This is a genomic window from Albimonas donghaensis, from assembly GCF_900106695.1.
Lineage (GTDB): Bacteria > Pseudomonadota > Alphaproteobacteria > Rhodobacterales > Rhodobacteraceae > Albimonas > Albimonas donghaensis.
This window is the reverse complement of sequence record NZ_FNMZ01000002.1, coordinates 321139-339403: the sequence shown is the minus strand read 5'-3', so window position 1 is coordinate 339403 and position 18265 is coordinate 321139. Positions and strand designations below refer to the sequence as shown.

The 18265-nt window shown below is 72.0% G+C and carries 17 protein-coding genes; 14 read left to right on the top strand and 3 right to left on the bottom strand.

From position 1 onward, the window contains the following. The first annotated feature begins 136 nt into the window (after positions 1–136). From tolQ to BLV24_RS07420, 9 genes are all read left to right on the top strand, one after another. Positions 137–808, top strand: a complete 672-nt coding sequence (tolQ, locus tag BLV24_RS07460; protein WP_245710445.1) for a protein TolQ — start codon at positions 137–139, stop codon at positions 806–808. Positions 809–811: 3 nt separating this feature from the next. Next, positions 812–1264, top strand: a complete 453-nt coding sequence (locus BLV24_RS07455; RefSeq protein ID WP_092680549.1) for an ExbD/TolR family protein — start codon at positions 812–814, stop codon at positions 1262–1264. Beyond that, positions 1264–2559, top strand: coding sequence for a cell envelope integrity protein TolA (locus tag BLV24_RS21935; protein WP_092680548.1), 1296 nt, complete (start codon positions 1264–1266; stop codon positions 2557–2559). Before BLV24_RS07455 ends, BLV24_RS21935 begins: the two co-directional genes overlap by 1 nt. Before the next feature lie 56 nt (positions 2560–2615). Beyond that, positions 2616–3926: a Tol-Pal system beta propeller repeat protein TolB gene (tolB, locus tag BLV24_RS07445; RefSeq protein ID WP_092680966.1), complete on the top strand. Its 1311-nt coding sequence runs from the start codon at positions 2616–2618 to the stop codon at positions 3924–3926. 276 nt (positions 3927–4202) lie between these two features. Next, complete coding sequence (pal, locus tag BLV24_RS07440) at positions 4203–4685, top strand: peptidoglycan-associated lipoprotein Pal (protein WP_092680547.1); 483 nt, start codon at positions 4203–4205, stop codon at positions 4683–4685. A 158-nt stretch (positions 4686–4843) separates the two neighbouring features. Beyond that, complete coding sequence (locus BLV24_RS07435) at positions 4844–5581, top strand: tetratricopeptide repeat protein (RefSeq protein ID WP_143040250.1); 738 nt, start codon at positions 4844–4846, stop codon at positions 5579–5581. Positions 5582–5644: 63 nt separating this feature from the next. Continuing rightward, positions 5645–6997, top strand: coding sequence for a tRNA lysidine(34) synthetase TilS (gene tilS / locus BLV24_RS07430; RefSeq protein ID WP_092680545.1), 1353 nt, complete (start codon positions 5645–5647; stop codon positions 6995–6997). Positions 6998–7095: 98 nt separating this feature from the next. Then, a complete protein-coding gene (ftsH, locus tag BLV24_RS07425; protein WP_092680544.1) occupies positions 7096–9015 on the top strand; it encodes an ATP-dependent zinc metalloprotease FtsH in 1920 nt (639 codons plus the stop codon). 287 nt (positions 9016–9302) lie between these two features. Then, positions 9303–9725, top strand: coding sequence for an SRPBCC family protein (locus tag BLV24_RS07420; RefSeq protein WP_176954668.1), 423 nt, complete (start codon positions 9303–9305; stop codon positions 9723–9725). Between the two features lie 59 nt (positions 9726–9784). Here BLV24_RS07420 and BLV24_RS07415 read toward each other — a convergent pair whose 3' ends face one another. Beyond that, a complete protein-coding gene (locus BLV24_RS07415; RefSeq protein WP_092680542.1) occupies positions 9785–10384 on the bottom strand; it encodes an HD domain-containing protein in 600 nt (199 codons plus the stop codon). A gap of 277 nt (positions 10385–10661) precedes the next feature. Here BLV24_RS07415 and ahcY point away from each other — a divergent pair, with 277 nt between their 5' ends. The 4 genes from ahcY (at position 10662) to BLV24_RS07395 (ending at position 15879) form a co-directional block, all read left to right on the top strand. After that, on the top strand, positions 10662–12053 hold the full coding sequence (gene ahcY / locus BLV24_RS07410; RefSeq protein WP_092680541.1) for an adenosylhomocysteinase: 1392 nt from the start codon (positions 10662–10664) through the stop codon (positions 12051–12053). Between the two features lie 214 nt (positions 12054–12267). Continuing rightward, the gene (locus BLV24_RS07405) at positions 12268–12690 is read left to right on the top strand and encodes a DUF7282 domain-containing protein (protein ID WP_092680540.1); all 423 of its coding nucleotides are present in this window, start codon (positions 12268–12270) and stop codon (positions 12688–12690) included. Between the two features lie 361 nt (positions 12691–13051). Continuing rightward, on the top strand, positions 13052–13624 hold the full coding sequence (locus tag BLV24_RS07400; protein ID WP_143040249.1) for a cell wall hydrolase: 573 nt from the start codon (positions 13052–13054) through the stop codon (positions 13622–13624). Positions 13625–13770: 146 nt separating this feature from the next. After that, positions 13771–15879 carry a 3-hydroxyacyl-CoA dehydrogenase NAD-binding domain-containing protein gene (locus tag BLV24_RS07395; RefSeq protein WP_092680538.1) on the top strand — a complete coding sequence of 703 codons (2109 nt, stop codon included), beginning with the start codon at positions 13771–13773 and terminating at the stop codon, positions 15877–15879. Positions 15880–16043: 164 nt separating this feature from the next. Here BLV24_RS07395 and BLV24_RS07390 read toward each other — a convergent pair whose 3' ends face one another. Both BLV24_RS07390 and BLV24_RS07385 read right to left on the bottom strand, forming a co-directional pair. Next, positions 16044–16439 (bottom strand): DUF1761 domain-containing protein, encoded by a 396-nt coding sequence (locus tag BLV24_RS07390; RefSeq protein WP_092680537.1) that lies wholly within the window; start codon positions 16437–16439, stop codon positions 16044–16046. Between the two features lie 172 nt (positions 16440–16611). Next, positions 16612–16899 (bottom strand): hypothetical protein, encoded by a 288-nt coding sequence (locus BLV24_RS07385; RefSeq protein WP_092680536.1) that lies wholly within the window; start codon positions 16897–16899, stop codon positions 16612–16614. A gap of 241 nt (positions 16900–17140) precedes the next feature. Between BLV24_RS07385 and BLV24_RS07380 the strand changes: the two genes are divergently transcribed. Then, positions 17141–18133: a TRAP transporter substrate-binding protein gene (locus BLV24_RS07380; RefSeq protein WP_092680535.1), complete on the top strand. Its 993-nt coding sequence runs from the start codon at positions 17141–17143 to the stop codon at positions 18131–18133. Positions 18134–18265: the final 132 nt, after the last annotated feature.

Sequence of the window (18265 nt, the reverse complement as noted above, 5' to 3'; positions counted from 1 at the left end):
GCGGGGTCCCATTGGAGGGACCCACGGGATGCGCACCGGACCGGCCCCGCCAAAAAGACGGGCCGGCCGGAGGCGGAGCAGGGGACGAGGCATGGACCCAGAGCAGGCGACAAGCGCCCTCGCGGCGGCGCACGACATGGATTTTTCACTGACCGCGCTGTTCCTGCGCGCGACGTTGACCGTGCAGATCGTCATGGTGCTGCTGATCGCGGCGTCGATCTGGTCATGGGCGGTGGCGATCTCGAAATTCATGCGCTACGGCAAGGCGCGCCGGGACGCGGCGATGTTCGAGAACGCCTTCTGGTCGGGCCAGCCGCTCGATGAGCTGCATGAGCGGCTGGGCGACCGGCCGCGCTCGGCGCTGGAGCGGATATTCGTCGCCGGCATGGGGGAGTGGCGCAAGTCCCACGCCCCCGGAGGCAAGCTGATCGCCGGCGCCGACCAGCGCATCGGGCGGGTGATGTCGGTGGCCATCCAGCGGGAGGCCGAGTCGCTCGAATCCCGGCTGGGCGCGCTGGCCACGACCGGCTCGGTGGCGCCCTTCATCGGGCTGTTCGGCACGGTCTGGGGCATCAAGAACGCCTTCGAGAACATCGCCATGTCGCAGAACACCAACCTCGCCGTCGTGGCGCCCGGCATCGCCGAGGCGCTGCTGGCGACCGCGCTGGGCCTGCTGGCGGCGATCCCGGCGGTGGTGCTCTACAATCACCTGTCGAGCCAGGCGGACCGGCTGGTCGGGCGGATGGACAGTTTCGCCGACGAGTTCGGCGCCATCCTCGACCGCCAGATGCAACGACGGGAGGGCTGAGCCATGGGCGCCTCGATCCAGCCTCGCGGCGGCGGGGGCGGCCGTGGCCGGCGGGCGCGGCATCGTCCGATGTCGGAGATCAACGTCACGCCCTTCGTGGACGTGATGCTGGTGCTGCTGATCATCTTCATGGTCGCCGCGCCGCTGCTGACCACCGGCGTGCCGCTGGAACTGCCCCAGGCGGTCGCCGACCCGCTGCCTCATCAGCAGGAGGAGCCGCTGACCGTGCAGCTCTCCGGCGACGGCAAGGCCTATGTGATGGACGTGGAGGTCCCGCCCGGCGAGATCGCCGCGCGCCTCGCCGCCATCGCCTCGGAGCGGCGGGGGGACCAGGTGTTCCTGCGCGCCGACCAGGGGCTCGCCTATGGACGCATCGTGGAGGTCATGGCGGCATTGTCCGCCGGCGGCTTCCGCTCCATCTCCCTTGTCACCGACCCGAGCCCGCAGGCCAACTGATGACCACCGCCCGCCCCTTGCGCCGGCCGCCCCGGCCGGAGGACGAACGCGCCGAGACCGGGCGCGGCCTGTGGGTGTCCGCAGGCGTCCACGGGGCGCTGGTGGCGCTGGTGATCTTCGGCGGGCCGCTGTTCCAGGCGGATGAGGCGCAGGCGGTGCGCATCGCCGATGTGGACATCATCTCCGGCGCGCAGTTCGACGCCATGGTCTCCACCGCGCCGGAAGGCCCGCGGGGCGAGACCGCGCCGCTGGTCGCCCCGCGGGAGGGGACCGACGCCCCCGCGCCCGAGGGGCTGAACGCCGACGCGCCGCCCGCCCGCGCCCCTGGCGACGCCGCCCCCGCGCCGGATCGGGCCGAGGCTCCCGCCCGCCCCGACGCCGCGCCGGAACGCCCGACGCCGCCCGCCTCGCGGCCGCGGAACAACGCCCCCGCGCCGACCGCGCCGGTGGAGACGCCGTCGGGCGTCGCCTCCATGTCGCTGCCGCTGCCCGCGGGGCCCGACCGCCCGGACGCGCCCCAGCGCGATGCGCCGGTGACGCCGGACGCCGCCGCGCCCCGGCCCTCGGACCGGGTGGCGCCGACGCCCGCGCCCAAGTCCCCGGTGATCGCCGAGGCCGACAAGGCCACGCCCGAGAGCCGGCCGACGCTCGACACCACCCCGACCCCGCCGCGGCCCGAGACCCAGGCCGCCGCGCCGAAGGAGGCCGCGGCCCAGATCGTGACCGAGGCCGACGAGCAGTCGGACCAGGACACGCGCGCCCCCGTGGCCAGCGCGCCGCCCGCCGGCCGTCCGGTTCCGCCCTCCCGGTCCGCGCCGGCGGAGCAGCCGCCGACCGAGGTCGCCGCGGCGGAGCCCGAGAAGAAACCCGAGACCAGGCCCGCCGAAAAGCCCGCGCCCAAGCCCGCGGCGCAGTCCGGCGGCGGCGGGACGGCCGCGCCGCGCCAGACCACGCAGGCGGCGCTGGGCCCGGCGCTGACGTCGGGCCAGGTGGAGGGCGTGAAGCTCGGGATCCAGCAATACTGGCGCCAGAACCGCGTCATCACGCTCCCCAACTACGAGGAGCTGGTGGTGACCCTGCGCATGACCCTCGACCGGTCCGGCAAGATGGTCGGCCAGCCGAGCTTCGTGTCTCCCCGCTCGCCATCGGACCCGCGTTGGAAGGTGGCCATGGACGCCGCCCGCATCGCGGCGCAGAGAGCGGGTTCCAAGGGCTTCGACCTGCCCGCCGAATCCTATGAGCGGTGGAAGGTGATCGAGGTCGTGTTCAATCCCGGACGAGGGGTATCGATGTGACCACCGCCCGCCGCCATTCCGGCGCCCGGCTGCGCGCAGCCGCCGGCGCCGCGGCCCTGATCTTCGCCGCCTTCGGCGCGGCCGCCTGGGGGATTCTCCCCGCGCCGGCCGCCGCCCAGGAGCCGCTGCGCATCGAGATCACCGAAGGCGTGATCGAGCCGATGCCGATCGCGCTGCCCGAATTCGCCCCCGGCGCCGGCGCCGAGGGGATCGCGCAGGAAGTCCGCGCGGTGATCGCCGCGGATCTCACCGGCTCGGGCCTGTTCCGGGTCATCGACCCCAACGCCTATCTCGCCCCCGGCGGCTCGGTCGACGCGCGGCCGGCCTTCGAGAACTGGCGGGTGATCAACGCCGAGGCGCTGGGCGTGGGCGAGCTGGGCTATGGCGACGACGGGCGGCTGTCCGCGCGCTTCCAGCTCTGGGACGTGTTCGGCGGCCAGCCGCTGGGCCAGGGCATCGCCCTGCGCGCGGCGCCCGGCGATGCGCGCCGCATCGCCCACAAGATCGCCGACCAGATCCACCTCGCCCTGACCGGCGAGCCGGGATATTTCGACAGCCGCGTCGCCTTCGTGGCCGAGAGCGGCCCGAAGAACGCCCGCGAAAAGCGCATCGCGATCATGGATCAGGACGGCGCCAATGTCCGCTACATCACCGATGGGCGGTCGCTGGCGCTGACCCCGCGATTCTCCCCCACGGGCGAATCGCTGGTCTACATCTCCTGGGCCACGGGCGTGCCGAAGGTGGTGATCCACGACCTGCGCGCCCAGCGGTCCGAGGTGCTCGGCTCCTTCCCCTTCATGTCCTTCGCGCCGCGCTTCTCGCCCGATGGCGGGCGGGTGCTGATGTCGCTGTCGGACGGGGGCAACACCGACATCTTCGAGATGACGCTGGCCAGCCGCTCCCTGCGTCGGCTGACCTCCGGTCCGGCGATCGAGACCGCGCCGTCCTATTCGCCCGACGGAACCCAGATCGTGTTCGAAAGCGACGCGGGCGGGGCGCAGCAGCTCTACGTCATGCCGGCGGGCGGCGGGACCGCGACCCGGATCAGCTTCGGCGACGGACGCTACGGCACCCCGGTCTGGTCTCCGCGCGGAGACCTGATAGCCTTCACCAAGATGCTGGGCGGCCGGTTCCATATCGGCGTGATGCGCACCGATGGCAGCCAGGAGCGGCTGCTGACCGCCTCCTGGCTGGACGAGGCCCCGACCTGGGCGCCCAACGGCCGGGTCCTGATGTTCTTCCGCGAAGGGCCGGGCGCCGCCAGCGCGCCGCAGGTCTGGCGGGTGGACGCGACGGGACGCAACCTGCGCCGGGCGGCGATGCCCGGGGCGGCCTCCGACCCGTCCTGGTCCGCGCTGCTCCCCTGATCCGGGGGCGGGGCCGGCCCGCGGGGCGCAAGCCCCGTGACGGACGGCCCCGCCGCCCGGCGTCGGAAAAGCGGCCCGCGTCGCGCTTGACCTCGGCGGCCCTGGCCGCATGTGAATCCCGGCGGCTCCCAGGACCGCCGGCGACCGCTCCCGCTCCCGGCTCCGGCCGCGGGAATGACTCGCGGCATCCCGCCGCGGGGATTGCATCCGGGCTCTGCGCGCCCGAAACACCACATCGCGCCGCGGATGTCCGCAGCGCAGCACAGGATTGAGACCATGAACCTGATCCGCCCCCTCGCCTTCGGCCTTATGGCCCTCGGCCTCGCCGCCTGCTCCACCAACACGCCGGAGACCACCTCCGTCGCCCCCGCCCCGCAGTCGCTCGACCCGAGCTCGGTGGCCTATTTCAACGCCGAAGTCGGCGACCGGGTGTTCTTCGGCACCGACCGCTCGACGCTGGACGTCGAGGCCCAGTCCACCCTGCGCCGCCAGGCCGCCTGGCTGCTCGACAACCCGACCCGCACCGCGGTGATCGAGGGCCACGCGGACGAGCGCGGCACCCGTGAGTACAACCTCGCCCTGGGCGCCCGCCGCGCCTCCGCGGTGCGCAACTTCCTGGTGGCCGAGGGCGTGCCCGCCGGGCGTCTGTCCTCCGTCACCTTCGGCAAGGAGCGTCCGGAAGCCCTGTGCTCGGCCGAGAGCTGCTGGAGCCTGAACCGTCGCGGCGTGACCGTGATGACCGACGGCCCGACGAGCTGATCATGGACGCGCGGCGCAAGGAGCGTCGCCTGACCGGGGCGGGGGGCCTCGGGACGGCGAGCGCGGAGAATCCGCGGGACGGGGGTCGGGGCGCGCAGGCCCTTCCCGTCCGCGTCTGTCACGCCGTCGCGGCGGGCGGGGCGCGTCCCGTCCGCGCCATGCCGGGCCTTCGGGCGCTGTTCCTGTCCCTGCCGCTGTTTGCGGCCGGGGCGGGGGCGGCGCTCGCGCCCGCTCTGGCCACGATGCTGGTCCCCGGACCCGCCGCGGCCCAGAGCGGCGGCGCCCAGGCCGCCCAGATCCAGGCGCTGGGCGAGGAGGTGCGGCGCCTCACCGGCCGGGTGCAGGAGCTGGAGGCCAAGATCGACCGCATCGCCCGCGATGGCGGGCAGCGGATCAACGACCTCGACTACCGCCTGACCATGCAGGAAGGCGGCGACGCCGGGATGGTCGGCGATCCGGTGGCGCTGGGCGGCATCGCCGCGGCGCTGTCCGCCGGCGCTCCGCCGGTCGCGGTGTCCGAAAAGCTCACCCTGGAGCAGGCCGAGACCGCGCTGGCCAATGACGACCCGACCACCGCGCGCAAGCTGGTCGGCGAGTTCCTGGAGCAGAACCCGTCCGGGCCGCTGACCCCGCGGGCGCGCTTCATCCTGGGCCGGTCGCTGTCGGAACTGGGCGAGACCCGGTCCGCCGCGCAGATCTATCTCGGTTATGTGCAGACCTGGCCGCAGGGGCCGGACGCGCCGGAGTCGCTGCTGCGGCTCGGCTCGGCCCTCGCCGCGCTGAACAAGGGGCAGGAGGCCTGCCTGACCCTCGCCGAGGTGGCCAAGCGCTTTCCCGACGCGAGCGAGCTCGTGGGCGCCGCCGATGCCGAGCGTCAGCGCATCGGCTGCCGCTGAGCCGTCCGCTCCGGCCGGACCTCCGGTCGGAGCGGCGCGCGCCGCCGCTTTCGCGGCCTTTCCATGACCGTCCCTGATTTTCCGCCCGCCCCGCGGGCCGGCCCCGACGACGCGGCCCGCGCCGCCGAAACCCGCGCCGCCCTGCGCGACCGGCTGGAGGCGCTGGCCCCGCCGCGCCTCGGCGTCGCGGTGTCCGGCGGCGGCGACAGCCTGGCGTTGCTGCTGGTCGCCCGCGGCTGGGCCGCCGCCGATCCCGCCCGCCGGCTGGAGGTCGCCACCGTCGATCACCGCCTGCGCGCCGAAGCGGCGGAGGAGGCCCGCGCCGTCGCCCGGCTCTGCGCCCGGCTGGGGCTGCCCCACGCGACGCTGGCCTGGGCCGAGCCCGCGCCCGGCCGCAACCTCGCCGCCGCCGCCCGCGACGCCCGCGCCGCGCTGATCGCCGGCTGGGCGCGGGACCGGGGGCTGGGGGCCGTGGCGCTGGGCCATACGCGCGACGACCAGGCCGAGACGCTGCTGATGCGGCTGGCCCGCGGCTCCGGGCTCGACGGGCTGGCGGCGATGCGCGAGGACGCCGTTCGCGCCGGCGCCCGCTGGCTGCGCCCGGCCTTGGGCGTGGGGCGCGAAGACCTGCGCGCCGTGCTGCGCGACGCGGGGCAGGGGTGGTTCGACGACCCCTCCAACGACGACCCGACGCGCGACCGGGTTCGGGCGCGGCGGGCGCTGGGGCTGCTGGCGCCGCTGGGGATCGAGGCGCAAGGCCTGGCCGCCACCGCCGCGCGGCTCGCGGCCGATGCGGATCATATCGGGGGCGAGGTCGCGGCGCTCGCCGCCGCCGCCCTGCGCATCGGCGGGGCGGGGGAGCTGATTCTCGACCGGGCGCGGCTGCGCGCCGCGCCTCCCGCCCTGACCCGGCGGCTTCTGGGGCGGCTGATCCGCCTGACCGGAGGCGCCGAGCATCCTCCGCGCGCCGCGGCGCTGGCGGCGCTGGAGGCCGGGCTGCGCGCCCCCGGACCCGCCCCCGCCCGCGCCCTGGGCGGCTGCCTGGTCTCGGCCGAGGACGGCCCCCGCCCCGCCATCCGCCTGCACCGGGAGCCCGCCGCCGCCCCGCCCGCGGTCGCGGCGCCCGGCCCCTGGGATGCGCGCTGGCAGGTGGAACCGCCTGAAATGCAACCGGAAGTTGGGTCTGGCGACATCGTGATCGGCGCGTTGGGAGAGCCGGGACTGATCGCGCTGACCCGCCTCGCCCGCGATCCGGAAACCGCCTGGACCCCGCCCGAGACCTGGGCCGCCGCCCCCCGCGCGGCCCGCGCCGCCGCCCCCTGCCTGCGCCGCGACGGCGCCCTGATCGCGGCCCCTCTCGCCGGGCTCGGCGCTGCGACCGTCCATGACCTTCTTCCCGCCCGGATTTCGCGATAGTCCTTCCATCGAATGAAATGATCCGGGTCCGCGCGTTGATACCCCGCGTGTGATACCTATGTGACCAGAGCGACCGGCCAATCGAATCGGAGTTCAGAGTGGGCAACGCCAAGAACCTGGCCTTCTGGGCCGCCGTCATCCTCCTGCTGGTGGCGCTGTTCAGCGTTTTCCAGGAAGGCGGCGGCAGCACCCAAGGGGCCCGCATCACCTACTCGGACTTCCTCGAGAGGGTTGAGAACGACCAGGTCGCTTCCGTCCTGATCGACGGGGAACGCATCACCGGGCGCCTCGGCACCGGCGCCGAGTTCCAGACCATCCAGCCGGGCGGGGCCGACGTGATCCCCGACCTCCGCGCCCATGGCGTCGAGATCCGGGTCGAGCCGCAGCAGTCCTCCGGCCTGCTGTCGACGCTGGGCTTCTGGCTGCCGATGCTGATCCTGATCGGCGTGTGGATCTTCTTCCTCAACCGCATGCAGGGCGGCTCCCGCGGGGGCGCCATGGGCTTCGGCAAGTCCAAGGCCAAGCTGCTGACCGAACGTTCCGGCAAGGTGACCTTCGACGACGTCGCCGGCATCGACGAGGCGAAGGAGGAGCTTGAGGAGATCGTCGAGTTCCTCAAGGAGCCGCAGAAATATTCCCGCCTCGGCGGCAAGATCCCCAAGGGCGCGCTGCTCGTCGGCCCGCCGGGCACGGGCAAGACGCTGCTGGCCCGCGCCATCGCCGGCGAGGCCGGGGTGCCGTTCTTCACCATCTCGGGCTCCGACTTCGTGGAGATGTTCGTCGGCGTCGGCGCGTCGCGCGTCCGCGACATGTTCGAGCAGGCCAAGAAGAACGCGCCCTGCATCGTCTTCATCGACGAGATCGACGCCGTCGGCCGCCATCGCGGCGCCGGCTATGGCGGCGGCAACGACGAGCGTGAGCAGACCCTCAACCAGCTGCTGGTGGAGATGGACGGGTTCGAGGCGAACGAGGGCGTGATCCTCGTCGCCGCCACCAACCGACCCGACGTGCTCGACCCTGCGCTGCTGCGTCCCGGCCGCTTCGACCGTCAGGTCGTGGTGCCGAACCCGGACGTCATGGGCCGCGAGAAGATCCTCAACGTCCACGCCCGCAAGGTGCCGCTGGCCCCGAACGTGGACCTCAAGGTCATCGCGCGCGGCACGCCCGGCTTCTCGGGCGCCGATCTCGCCAACCTGGTGAACGAGTCGGCGCTGACCGCGGCGCGGCTCGGCAAGCGGCTCGTCACCATGGACGACTTCGAGAAGGCCAAGGACAAGGTGATGATGGGGGCCGAGCGCCGGTCCATGGTCATGACCGAGGACGAGAAGAAGCTGACCGCCTATCACGAGGCCGGTCACGCCATCGTCGGCCTGAACGTCCCCGACCACGACCCGATCCACAAGGCGACCATCATCCCGCGCGGCCGCGCGCTGGGGCTGGTGCTGTCTCTGCCGGAGCGGGATCACCTCTCGGTCAGCTACACCAAGTATCGCTCCAAGATCGCCATGGCGATGGGCGGCAAGGTGGCCGAGGAGCTGATCTTCGGCGCCGACAAGGTGACCTCGGGCGCGGCCTCCGACATCCAGCAGGTCACCCGCATCGCGCGGGCGATGGTCACCCAGTTCGGCATGTCCGAGCAGCTGGGCAACATCGACTACGCGAACGAGCAGCAGTCCTATCTGGGGACCGGCTACGGGCAGACCTCCGCCTCGCCCGAGACCCAGCGCGTCATCGACGCCGAGGTCCGGCGCCTGGTGGACGAGGGTTACGAGAAGGCCAAGAGCATCCTGACCGAAAAGGCCGGGGATCTCGAGCGGCTGGCCCAGGGCCTGCTGGAATACGAGACCCTGACCGGGGACGAGATCGCCGCGGTGATCCGGGGCGAGACCCTGGACCGCTCCGACGACGATGGCGAAGCGCCCTCCGGCGGCCATGGCGCTCCGGGAATCGCCTCGATCCCCAAGGCGGGCAAGCGCCCCCGCGGCGGCGACGGCATGGCCCCGCAGCCGCAGGGCTGAGGCCCGGGGCCGGTCCCGACACGACATGCGAACGGCGGCCCTCCGGGGCCGCCGTTTTCGTTCGGGCCGCGCCCGCCGCGCCCGCGCCGCGCGCTCCCCCGCCCCGATCCCCCCGCCCGGCGCCCCGAGACGGTTCCGCAAGCGTCCCCGCCGCCGCGCGCCGCGGGCGTCCGGTCGCCGCCGGCGCATCGCCGACGCGGCGCCTTCCTCCCCTTGCCGCCCTCGCCCGCAAGCCTATGCTGCGGCCCCCGACCTCCCGCCGGGGGCCGCAGCATCCGGAGACCGTCATGACCGAGCACCACAAGAAAACCGACCGCGTCGAGCGCTGGCTGGACCTCTCGGTCCCGGTGGAGACCGTCTGGGCGGTGATCGGCGACTTCTGCGATCTGAAGTCCTGGGTTCCCGGCGTCGAAAGCTGCGAGCGCGTCGAAATCGGCGGCGACGTCCACCGTCACGTCAAGGCGACCTCCGGCGCGCTGTTCCTCGAACGGCTGGTCGAGGAAGGCCCCCACCTTCACCGCTACACCATCGAGGAAGGCGCCCTGCCGGTGGAGAACTACCTCGCCACCCTCACCGTGTTCCCGCATGAGAGCGGCTGCCGGGTCTGGTGGTCGGCCAGCTTCGACAGCGAGAACCCGGAGGCGGACGCCATGGTCGCGGGCATTTTCGAGGGCGGTCTGCGGGCGCTCGACAAACGCTTCGCCGCCTGACCGGGGGGCGCGGCGGCGCGGGCGGGGCGGGGGCGAACCCGCCCTGCGCCCGCCCGGGATCAGAGCTGCGCGAGCAACGCCTCGAACCGCTCCAGGAACGCGGCCCTCGCCTCGGCCGGAGATCGGGGGGCGATCCGCCATTCCGCCGCGCCCTCGAATTTCGGGCGGCCGAAGAACCTGTCCGCCTCCGCCTCCGAGAACCCTGCGAGCTGCGTCGCCTCGAACCAGGCGCAGGCCCGGTCGGCGCGCTTGATGCGGGCCTTCACCGATTTGGGCGTGGCCGCGGGCAGGCCGAAACGCACATGCACGGCGCGCTCCAGCCGGTCCTCGAATTCCCGGTAGTCCAGCCCCAGCGCGGTCTTGAACGGCGAGATCATGTCGCCGATCACGTATTCCGGCGCGTCGTGCAGCAGCGCCGCCAGCCGCCACTTGGCGGGGCAGGGATCGGGCGAGACGCGCCCGAAGATCTCCTCCACATGCAGCGAATGCTCGGCCACCGAAAACGGCCATTCCCCCCTGGTCTGCCCGTTCCAGCGGGCGACGAAGGCGAGGCCATGGGCGATGTCCTCGATCTCCACATCCATGGGGGAGGGATCGAGCAGGTCGAGCCTGCGCCCGGACAGCATGCGCTGCCAGGCGCGGGGGGGCGTGCCGGACATGGGGGTTCCTTCAGGCTTGGCGGGCGGGGCGTTTCGGCAGGGCGGTTTCGGCCGGAGGGTTAGCCGCCCCGCGCCCCGGCGTCGAGGGGGACGCGGCGGGAAGCGGCCGCCGCGCGCGCCGCGGGCGCGGGCCTGCCGGCGCGGCCTCGCCTATCCGTCTGCGTCCAATTCAGCGCAAACGCTCCCACCTGTCGCGTCCGGTCGCGTTGCTCCGTTACGCTGCACCTGCTAACCCGTTCTTCGACGCCCCCAGCGGCCCCCCCAAGGAGACCTCCGCATGACCGATTACATCGTCAAGGACATCAGCCTGGCCGAGTTCGGCCGCATCGAGCTCGACATCGCCGAGACCGAGATGCCGGGCCTGATGGCGCTGCGCGAAGAGTTCGGGCCCTCTCAGCCGCTCAAGGGCGCGCGGATCGCCGGTTCGCTCCACATGACGATCCAGACCGCGGTGCTGATCGAGACGCTCGCCGCCCTGGGCGCGGATGTCCGCTGGGCCTCGTGCAACATCTTCTCCACCCAGGACCACGCCGCCGCGGCCATCGCCGCCGCCGGCATCCCGGTCTTCGCCGTGAAGGGCGAGACGCTGGAGGAATACTGGGACTACGCCGACAGGATCTTCGATTTCCCCGAGGGCGGCTGCAACCTGATCCTCGATGACGGCGGCGACGCCACGCTCTACATCCTCATGGGCGCCCGCGTCGAAGAGGGCGAGACCGCGCTGATCGAGACCCCGACCTCGGAGGAGGAGGAATACCTCTTCGCCCAGATCAGGAAGCGCATGGCGAAGACCCCCGGCTGGTTCGTCAAGCAGCGCGCCATGATCCAGGGCGTGTCGGAGGAAACCACCACCGGCGTCCACCGCCTGTATTCGATGATGAAGAAGGGCCACCTGCCGTTCCCGGCGATCAACGTGAACGACTCGGTGACCAAGTCGAAGTTCGACAACAAGTATGGCTGCAAGGAATCGCTGGTCGACGGCATCCGCCGCGCCACCGACACCATGATGGCCGGCAAGGTCGCCGTCGTCTGCGGCTATGGCGACGTGGGCAAGGGCTCGGCCGCCTCGCTGCGCGGCGCCGGCGCCCGGGTGATCGTGACCGAGATCGACCCGATCTGCGCGCTGCAGGCGGCGATGGACGGCTTCGCCGTGGCGACGCTGGAGGACGTGGTCAAGACCGCGGACATCTTCATCACCACCACCGGCAACAAGGACGTGATCCGCATCGAGCACATGCGCGAGATGAAGGACATGGCCATCGTCGGCAACATCGGCCATTTCGACAACGAGATTCAGGTGGCCAACCTGAAGAACCTGAAATGGACCAACATCAAGCCGCAGGTGGACCTGATCGAGATGCCCTCGGGCGCCCGGATGATCCTGCTGTCGGAAGGCCGCCTGCTGAACCTCGGCAACGCCACCGGGCATCCGTCCTTCGTGATGTCCGCGTCCTTCACCAACCAGGTGCTGGCGCAGATCGAGCTGTGGACCCGCGGCGACCAGTATTCGAACGAGGTCTACGTGCTGCCCAAGCATCTGGATGAGAAGGTGGCCATGCTGCATCTCGCCAAGCTGGGGGTGAAGCTGACCGAGCTGTCGACGGAGCAGGCCGAGTATATCGGCGTGACCCCGGCCGGCCCGTTCAAGCCCGAGCACTACCGCTACTGATCCCCGCCTGCGCGGCGTGATCCTCGGCCCCGGCGGATGCGCCGGGGCCGTTTTCGTTTCCGGCGCCGCGTCGCCGGAACGGGCGCGCGGCGGCGCGCGTCGATCACGCGGCGATGACCTGCGCGTGATCGGTGAAACTTTCCCGAACCCGGCCCGTATCTGGTTTCGAACGCCGGCCGACCCCAGGCCCGCGACACGGAACAGGAGAGCCACGATGCCCAGAACCCAGACCGGTTTCGCCTTCGCCCTCGCCGCCGCCGCCGGCCTCTTCGCCGGCGCCGCCCATGCCGACGGCATGCCGATGGTCAAGGCCATGGATCAGGACATGTCCAACGGCGTGATCTCGGCCGAGATGATCGTCGCCGGCGCCAATGGCTGGATGGTCGTGCATCGCACCGGCGACGACATGAAGCCCGGCCCGGTGGTCGGCTACGCCCCCCTGCGCGCCGGCGAGAACACCGACGTCGCCGCCCTGCTGACCGAGCCGGCGTCGCCGGGCGACAAGTTCATGCTGATGATCCATTCCGAAGACGGCGGCATGAAGACCGGGGTGTTCGAGTACACGCTCGGCGCCAAGGAGGACGGCCCGATCAAGCCCGACGGCAAGCTGGTGATGGAAATCGTCTCGGCGCTCTGATCGCCGCGCCCCGGCCCTGGGCGGGAAGGACCGGCGCCCCGGGGGTGCGCCGGTTCGTGGGACGGTGACGGCCGGGCGACACGCCGGCGCCGAAGCTCCGATGGGGGGGCGACGGCGGCCGGAGAACGACGCGATCCGCGCGCGACCTGCGCGGGTCGCGTTTTCATGTTCCCTGAAGACGCGCAGGCCGTGGCCTTTCACGCCCCGCTCCTCTCCCCTCCTCTCCCCTCCTCTCCCCTCCTCTCCCCTCCTCTCCCCTCCTCTCCCCGCCCCCCGCCCCGCGACCCCGGAGCGCGCTTGCGAGTCGCCGTTCGCGGCGCCAAATCGACGGCGAGGCGGGGGCCTTGGCGGAAGGTGGCGAATGAAGCTCATCGCGACGATCGCGTTTATCGCGGCGGCGGCGCTGGTCTCGGCCTGCGAACAGGGTCCGCGGACCATCCGGGTTTCGCAGAGCGACGGCGATGTCGGCCTGTCGATGCAGGAGGTCAAACCGCCCCAGGGCGTCGCGCGCGGGGCGGGCGCGGTCGATCACGACCCCGATCCGGACGAGATGATGTGCCTCGCGCGCGCGCTCTATTTCGAAGCCCGCTCCCAGCGGGATCGGGAGGTGGAGGCGGTGGCGCATGTGGTGCTCAACCGCGTGGCGCATCCGCAGTTCCCCGACACGGTCTGCGGCGTGGTGCGCGAGGGCGGGCAGACCCGGCCCTGCCAGTTCAGCTGGTATTGCGACGGCCGCTCGGACGAGATGACCAACCCTCACCAGGCCGCGCGCATGGTCGGCATCGCCCGCGAGGCGCTGGCCGGCGAGAGCGAGGACCCCACCAACGGCGCCAACATGTTCCACACCACCCGGATCCTGCCGTTCTGGACCCGATCCGCCGACGGGGGGCAGCGCATCGGGGCGCATCGCTTCTGGCGGCTGGTCAACCGCTGAGCCTCCGCCGGACATACGTCAGCCGCCGCCCTTGATCCCGCCGCGGGGCGGGGCCAATGTGCCGGCCGACAGAACGGCCCCCGCGGGCGAGGCGCGCTGAACGCGCCCGCGGCGGGGGCGCGCCGCATATGGGGAGGAGACCCGGAATGGCCGAGCAAATGAGCGATGTGGTGACCTATGAAGTCACCGAGGATGGCGTCGCGATCATCCGCGCCGACAATCCGCCGGTGAACGCGCTGGGCTACCAGAACCGCCTGGGCCTGTGGAACGCCATCGAGAAGTTCGACGCCGACGCGACCGCGAAGATCGCCCTGGTGCATTGCGACGGCCGCACCTTCTTCGCGGGGGCCGACATCTCGGAATTCGGGGGCGTGCGCGCCGACCCGCTGCTGCCTCAGGTCTGCGACCGCTATGAGGCGGCGACCAAGCCGGTGGTGGCCTCGATGCACGGCACCAGCCTCGGCGGCGGGTTCGAGATGGGGCTGGCGAGCCATTACCGGATCGCCCAGAAGAAATCGAAGGTGGGGCTTCCGGAAGTCCATCTCGGCATCATCCCCGGCGCCGGCGGCACCCAGCGCGCGCCCCGCGTGATGGGCGCGGCCAACGCGCTGGAGGCGATCACCACCGGCCGTCACATGTCCGCGGTGGAGGCGCATGAGCTGGGCGCCATCGACCGCCTCGACGACTCGGGCGATCCGCTCGCCGCCGGGCTCGCCTATTGCCGCGAACTGCTGGCGGAGGGCGCCGGCCCCCGCCGCACCGGCGAGCGGCCCGTCCCCGACGCCACGCCCGAGCTTTTCGCCGAGTGGACCGAGAAGGTGAAGAAGACCGCCAAGGGCCAGAACTCGCCGCTTTATTGCGTCGAGGCGGTGTCGGCCTGCATGCTCCCCATCGCCGAGGGGCTGGAGGCGGAGCGCGCCGTCTCCGCCAAGACCCATTCCGACCCGCAGCGCCCGGCGCTGGTCCATGCCTTCTTCGGCGAGCGGGCGGTCAACAAGATCCCCGAGGCCAAGGTCGCCCCCCGCAAGCTGGAGACGGTGGGGATCATCGGCGGCGGCACCATGGGCGCGGGCATCGCCGCGGCGGCGCTGAACGCCGGGCTGTCGGTGGTGATGGTCGAGATGAACGCGGAGGCCGTGGCGCGGGGCGAGAAGAACCTGCGCCGCAACTACGCGTCCTCGGTCGCCAAGGGACGCATGACCCAGGCCGCGCTGGACGGGATGCTGGAGGCGAAGTTCTCGACCTCGGCCAGCTATGACGCGCTGGCGGATGTGGACCTGGTGATCGAGGCCGTCTTCGAGAAGATGGAAGTGAAGAAGGAGGTCTTCGGCAAGATCGACGCCATCGTGCGCGAGGGCGCGGTGCTGGCCTCCAACACCTCCTATCTCGACGTGGACGAGATCGCGGCTTGCACGAAGCGGCCGCAGGACGTGATCGGGCTGCACTTCTTCTCGCCCGCCCATATCATGCGCCTGCTCGAAGTCGTGGTCGGCGACAAGACCGCGCCCGACGTGGTGGCGACGGGCTTCCAGCTTGCGAAGATGATGAAGAAGGTCGCGGTGCGCGCCGGGGTCTGCGACGGCTTCATCGGCAACCGCATCCTGGGCGCCTACATGAAGGCCGCCAACATGATGGTCGAGGACGGCGCCGACCCCTACGAGGTCGACGCGGCGGTGCGGTCCTTCGGCTACCCGATGGGGCCGTTCCAGATGGGCGACCTCGCGGGGCTCGACATCGGCTATTTCAACCGGCGCGGCAAGGATGCGACCCGCGATCCGGAGACGCGCTATTCCGAGGGCTTCCTCGACCGGATGTACGAGAACGGCTGGCTGGGCCAGAAGACCGAGAAGGGCTTCTACGACTATGCCGGCGGCGCGCGGTCGGGCCCGCCCAATCCCGAGATCCCGGCGATGATCGAGGCCGAGCGGCGCAAGCTCGGCATCAACGCCAAGCCGTTCTCGCGCGAGGACATCCTGCGCCGCTACATCGCCGCGATGACCAACGAGGCGGCGAAGGTGGTGGGCGAGGGCATCGCGCTGCGGCCGGTGGACGTCGATATGACGTCGCTGTTCGGCTACGGCTATCCGCGCTGGCGGGGCGGGCCGATGCACCATGCGGACGCGGTGGGGCTGGACGTGATCCTCAACGACATCCGGGAGTTCGCCAAGGACGACCCGAAGTTCTGGGAGCCGGCGCCGCTGCTGGTGAAGCTGGTCGAAGAGGGCAGGAGCTTCGCGGATCTCAACAAGGGCTGAGCCGCGGCTCGGCTTGGCATCCGGAAAAAGGGGCGGGGCCGCGGGGCCTCGCCCTTTTTCGCGCGGCCTTTTCCGTGCGGGGCAGGGAGCGGCGCGTCCAGGTCGCGCCGGCGGCGCCCGCCCGCCCGCGCCGCGCGGAACCGGGCGCGCCGGGGGGCGCCGTCTCAGCCCAACAGGCCGAGCGTCAGGCCGATGCAGGCGCAGGCCCCGACCACGTGCGCGCCGTCGATCAGGGCGAGCTTCGGGTTGCGGGCCGCGAAGGCGTAGCTGCAGGCCAGCCAGGGGGCGGCCATGAACAGGCCCGCGCCGAGGCCCGCCGTCAGCCCGGCGCCCGCGCCCGCCAGTCCGGCCATGACGAAGACATGGCGCAGGAAGCCCGCGGTCAGCAGGGCGGCGGCGAAGGCCACGACATAGGGGGCGGGGGCTTTCATATGGGCGGCGATGGCGGCTTCGGGCAGGCCGACCTCTCGCCGCCAGATCCCGCCGACCAACAGACCGTACCAGAGCGCGCCGAACCCGAACCCCGCCGTCGCCGCCAGGATCACCGCGATCACGCCCATGTCGTTCCCCTTCGTCCGTCATCCCCCCGCCGGGACGGCGGAGGCGCGCGCCATCATGCCTTGGCCGAGCCCAAGGGCAAAGCGGAAGCGGCGGGTGAGGATGGCGCCGAGGATGGCGCCAAGGATGGCGGGGGGGGGGCGGCTGCGGACGCAGGGGGCTGAGGCGGGGCGTTCAGCCCCGGTCCCGGCCCGTGCCGCGCATCATCCGGAACACCGGCCGCGCCTGGCCCGCCGCGGTCAGCGCCGGCGGCGCCTGACGGGGCTTGCGGCTGCCCACGCGCAGCGGAACGTCGGAGACGGTCTCCGCCACGGCCGGCACGGCGAGGTCGTCGCGGCGCAGCGCCCCGCGCGGGGCGGGTCCGGTCCGGGAGGCCGGCCCCCAGATCTTCCACGCCCAGGCGATCAGCCAGGCGCCGACCAGAACGGCGACGATGATGATTTCGGTCTTGGTGTCGAACATGAACTCAGGTCCGCGAAACGCTACTCAACCCCCGCACCCTAGCGACGCCCGCCCGTCGAGTTGAGTCGCTTCGTGAACCAGCGCTTAACCTTGTTGCCGCAGGGCCGCGCGGCCGCGCGCCCGCCCTGTTTCAAGACCCTGCGGCGAAAATGTCGCGCGCGACGTTGACCCCGCCCGGTCGGCGCCTATGGTGGGCCGCGCAAAAGGGCGGAAAACCGCCGCGATCAGGGAGGATCGATCCATGAAAACCGCATTCGCCGGGCTGGGCGTCGCGCTTGTCCTGTCCATGGGGTCCGCCCCCGCATGGGCTGCGGACCTGACCATGCGCATCTCGTTGCAGCTGCCGCTGAAAAGCCATCTCGGCCAGAACCTGGCGCTGTTCAAGGAGGAGGTCGAGAAGACCTCCGACGGGTCGATCGAGATCGAGATCTACGACAGCGCCCAGCTCTACAAGGACAAGGAAGTCCCCGCGGCCGTCGGCTCCGGCGCCATCGAGGCCGGCGTCGCCTCGCTGACGCGCTATGTGGGCGATATCCCGGCGGTGGACATCTTCTACCAGCCGTTCCTGTTCGACACCGAGGACAAGGTGAAGAAGGCCACCGCCAAGGGCGGCCCGATCCGCGGCCCGATCGACGAGGCCATCGAGGACACCGGCGCCACGGTGCTGTGGTGGCAGGCCTATGGCGGCGCGGTGCTGCTGTCCAATGGCGGGCCGATCAAGTCGCCCGAGGACATGGTGGGCAAGAAATCCCGCGTGTTCGGCAAGACGCTGGGCGACTTCGTGCAGGCCACCGGCGGCGCGCCGACGATGATCTCGGGCTCGGAGCAGTATCTCGCCTATCAGCGCGGCACGGTGGATATCGGCATGACCGGCGTCTCCGGCGTCAAGTCGCGCAGCCTGTGGGAGGTGATGGACACCATCACCGTGACCAACCATGCCGACATCGAGTTCATCGTGGTGGTCAACACCGAGTGGTGGGAGGGCCTGACCGATGAGCAGCGCGCCATCCTGACCGCCGCCGCCGACAAGGCCGACGCCCATGTCCGCGACGCCATGGCGGGCATCGAGGCCGAGGCCTACGAGGCGGCCGAGGCCAACGGCATGACCGTCTACCGCCCCAGCGAGGCCGAGCTCGCCGCCTGGCGCGAGGCTTCGCAGCCGGTCTACGACGCCTTCACGGCCAAGGCCGGGGATCTCGGCGCGAAGCTGATGGACGCGGCTTCCGGCCTCTGATCGGGACGCCGGGACGCCGCCGGCCGCCGGGGCTTGGGAGGGCCCCGGCGGTCGACGCCAACGCCAACGCCGATGGTCGACCATCGTCATCCGAACATCGTCATCGCCCGGCGCCGCGCCCCTCGCGGCGCC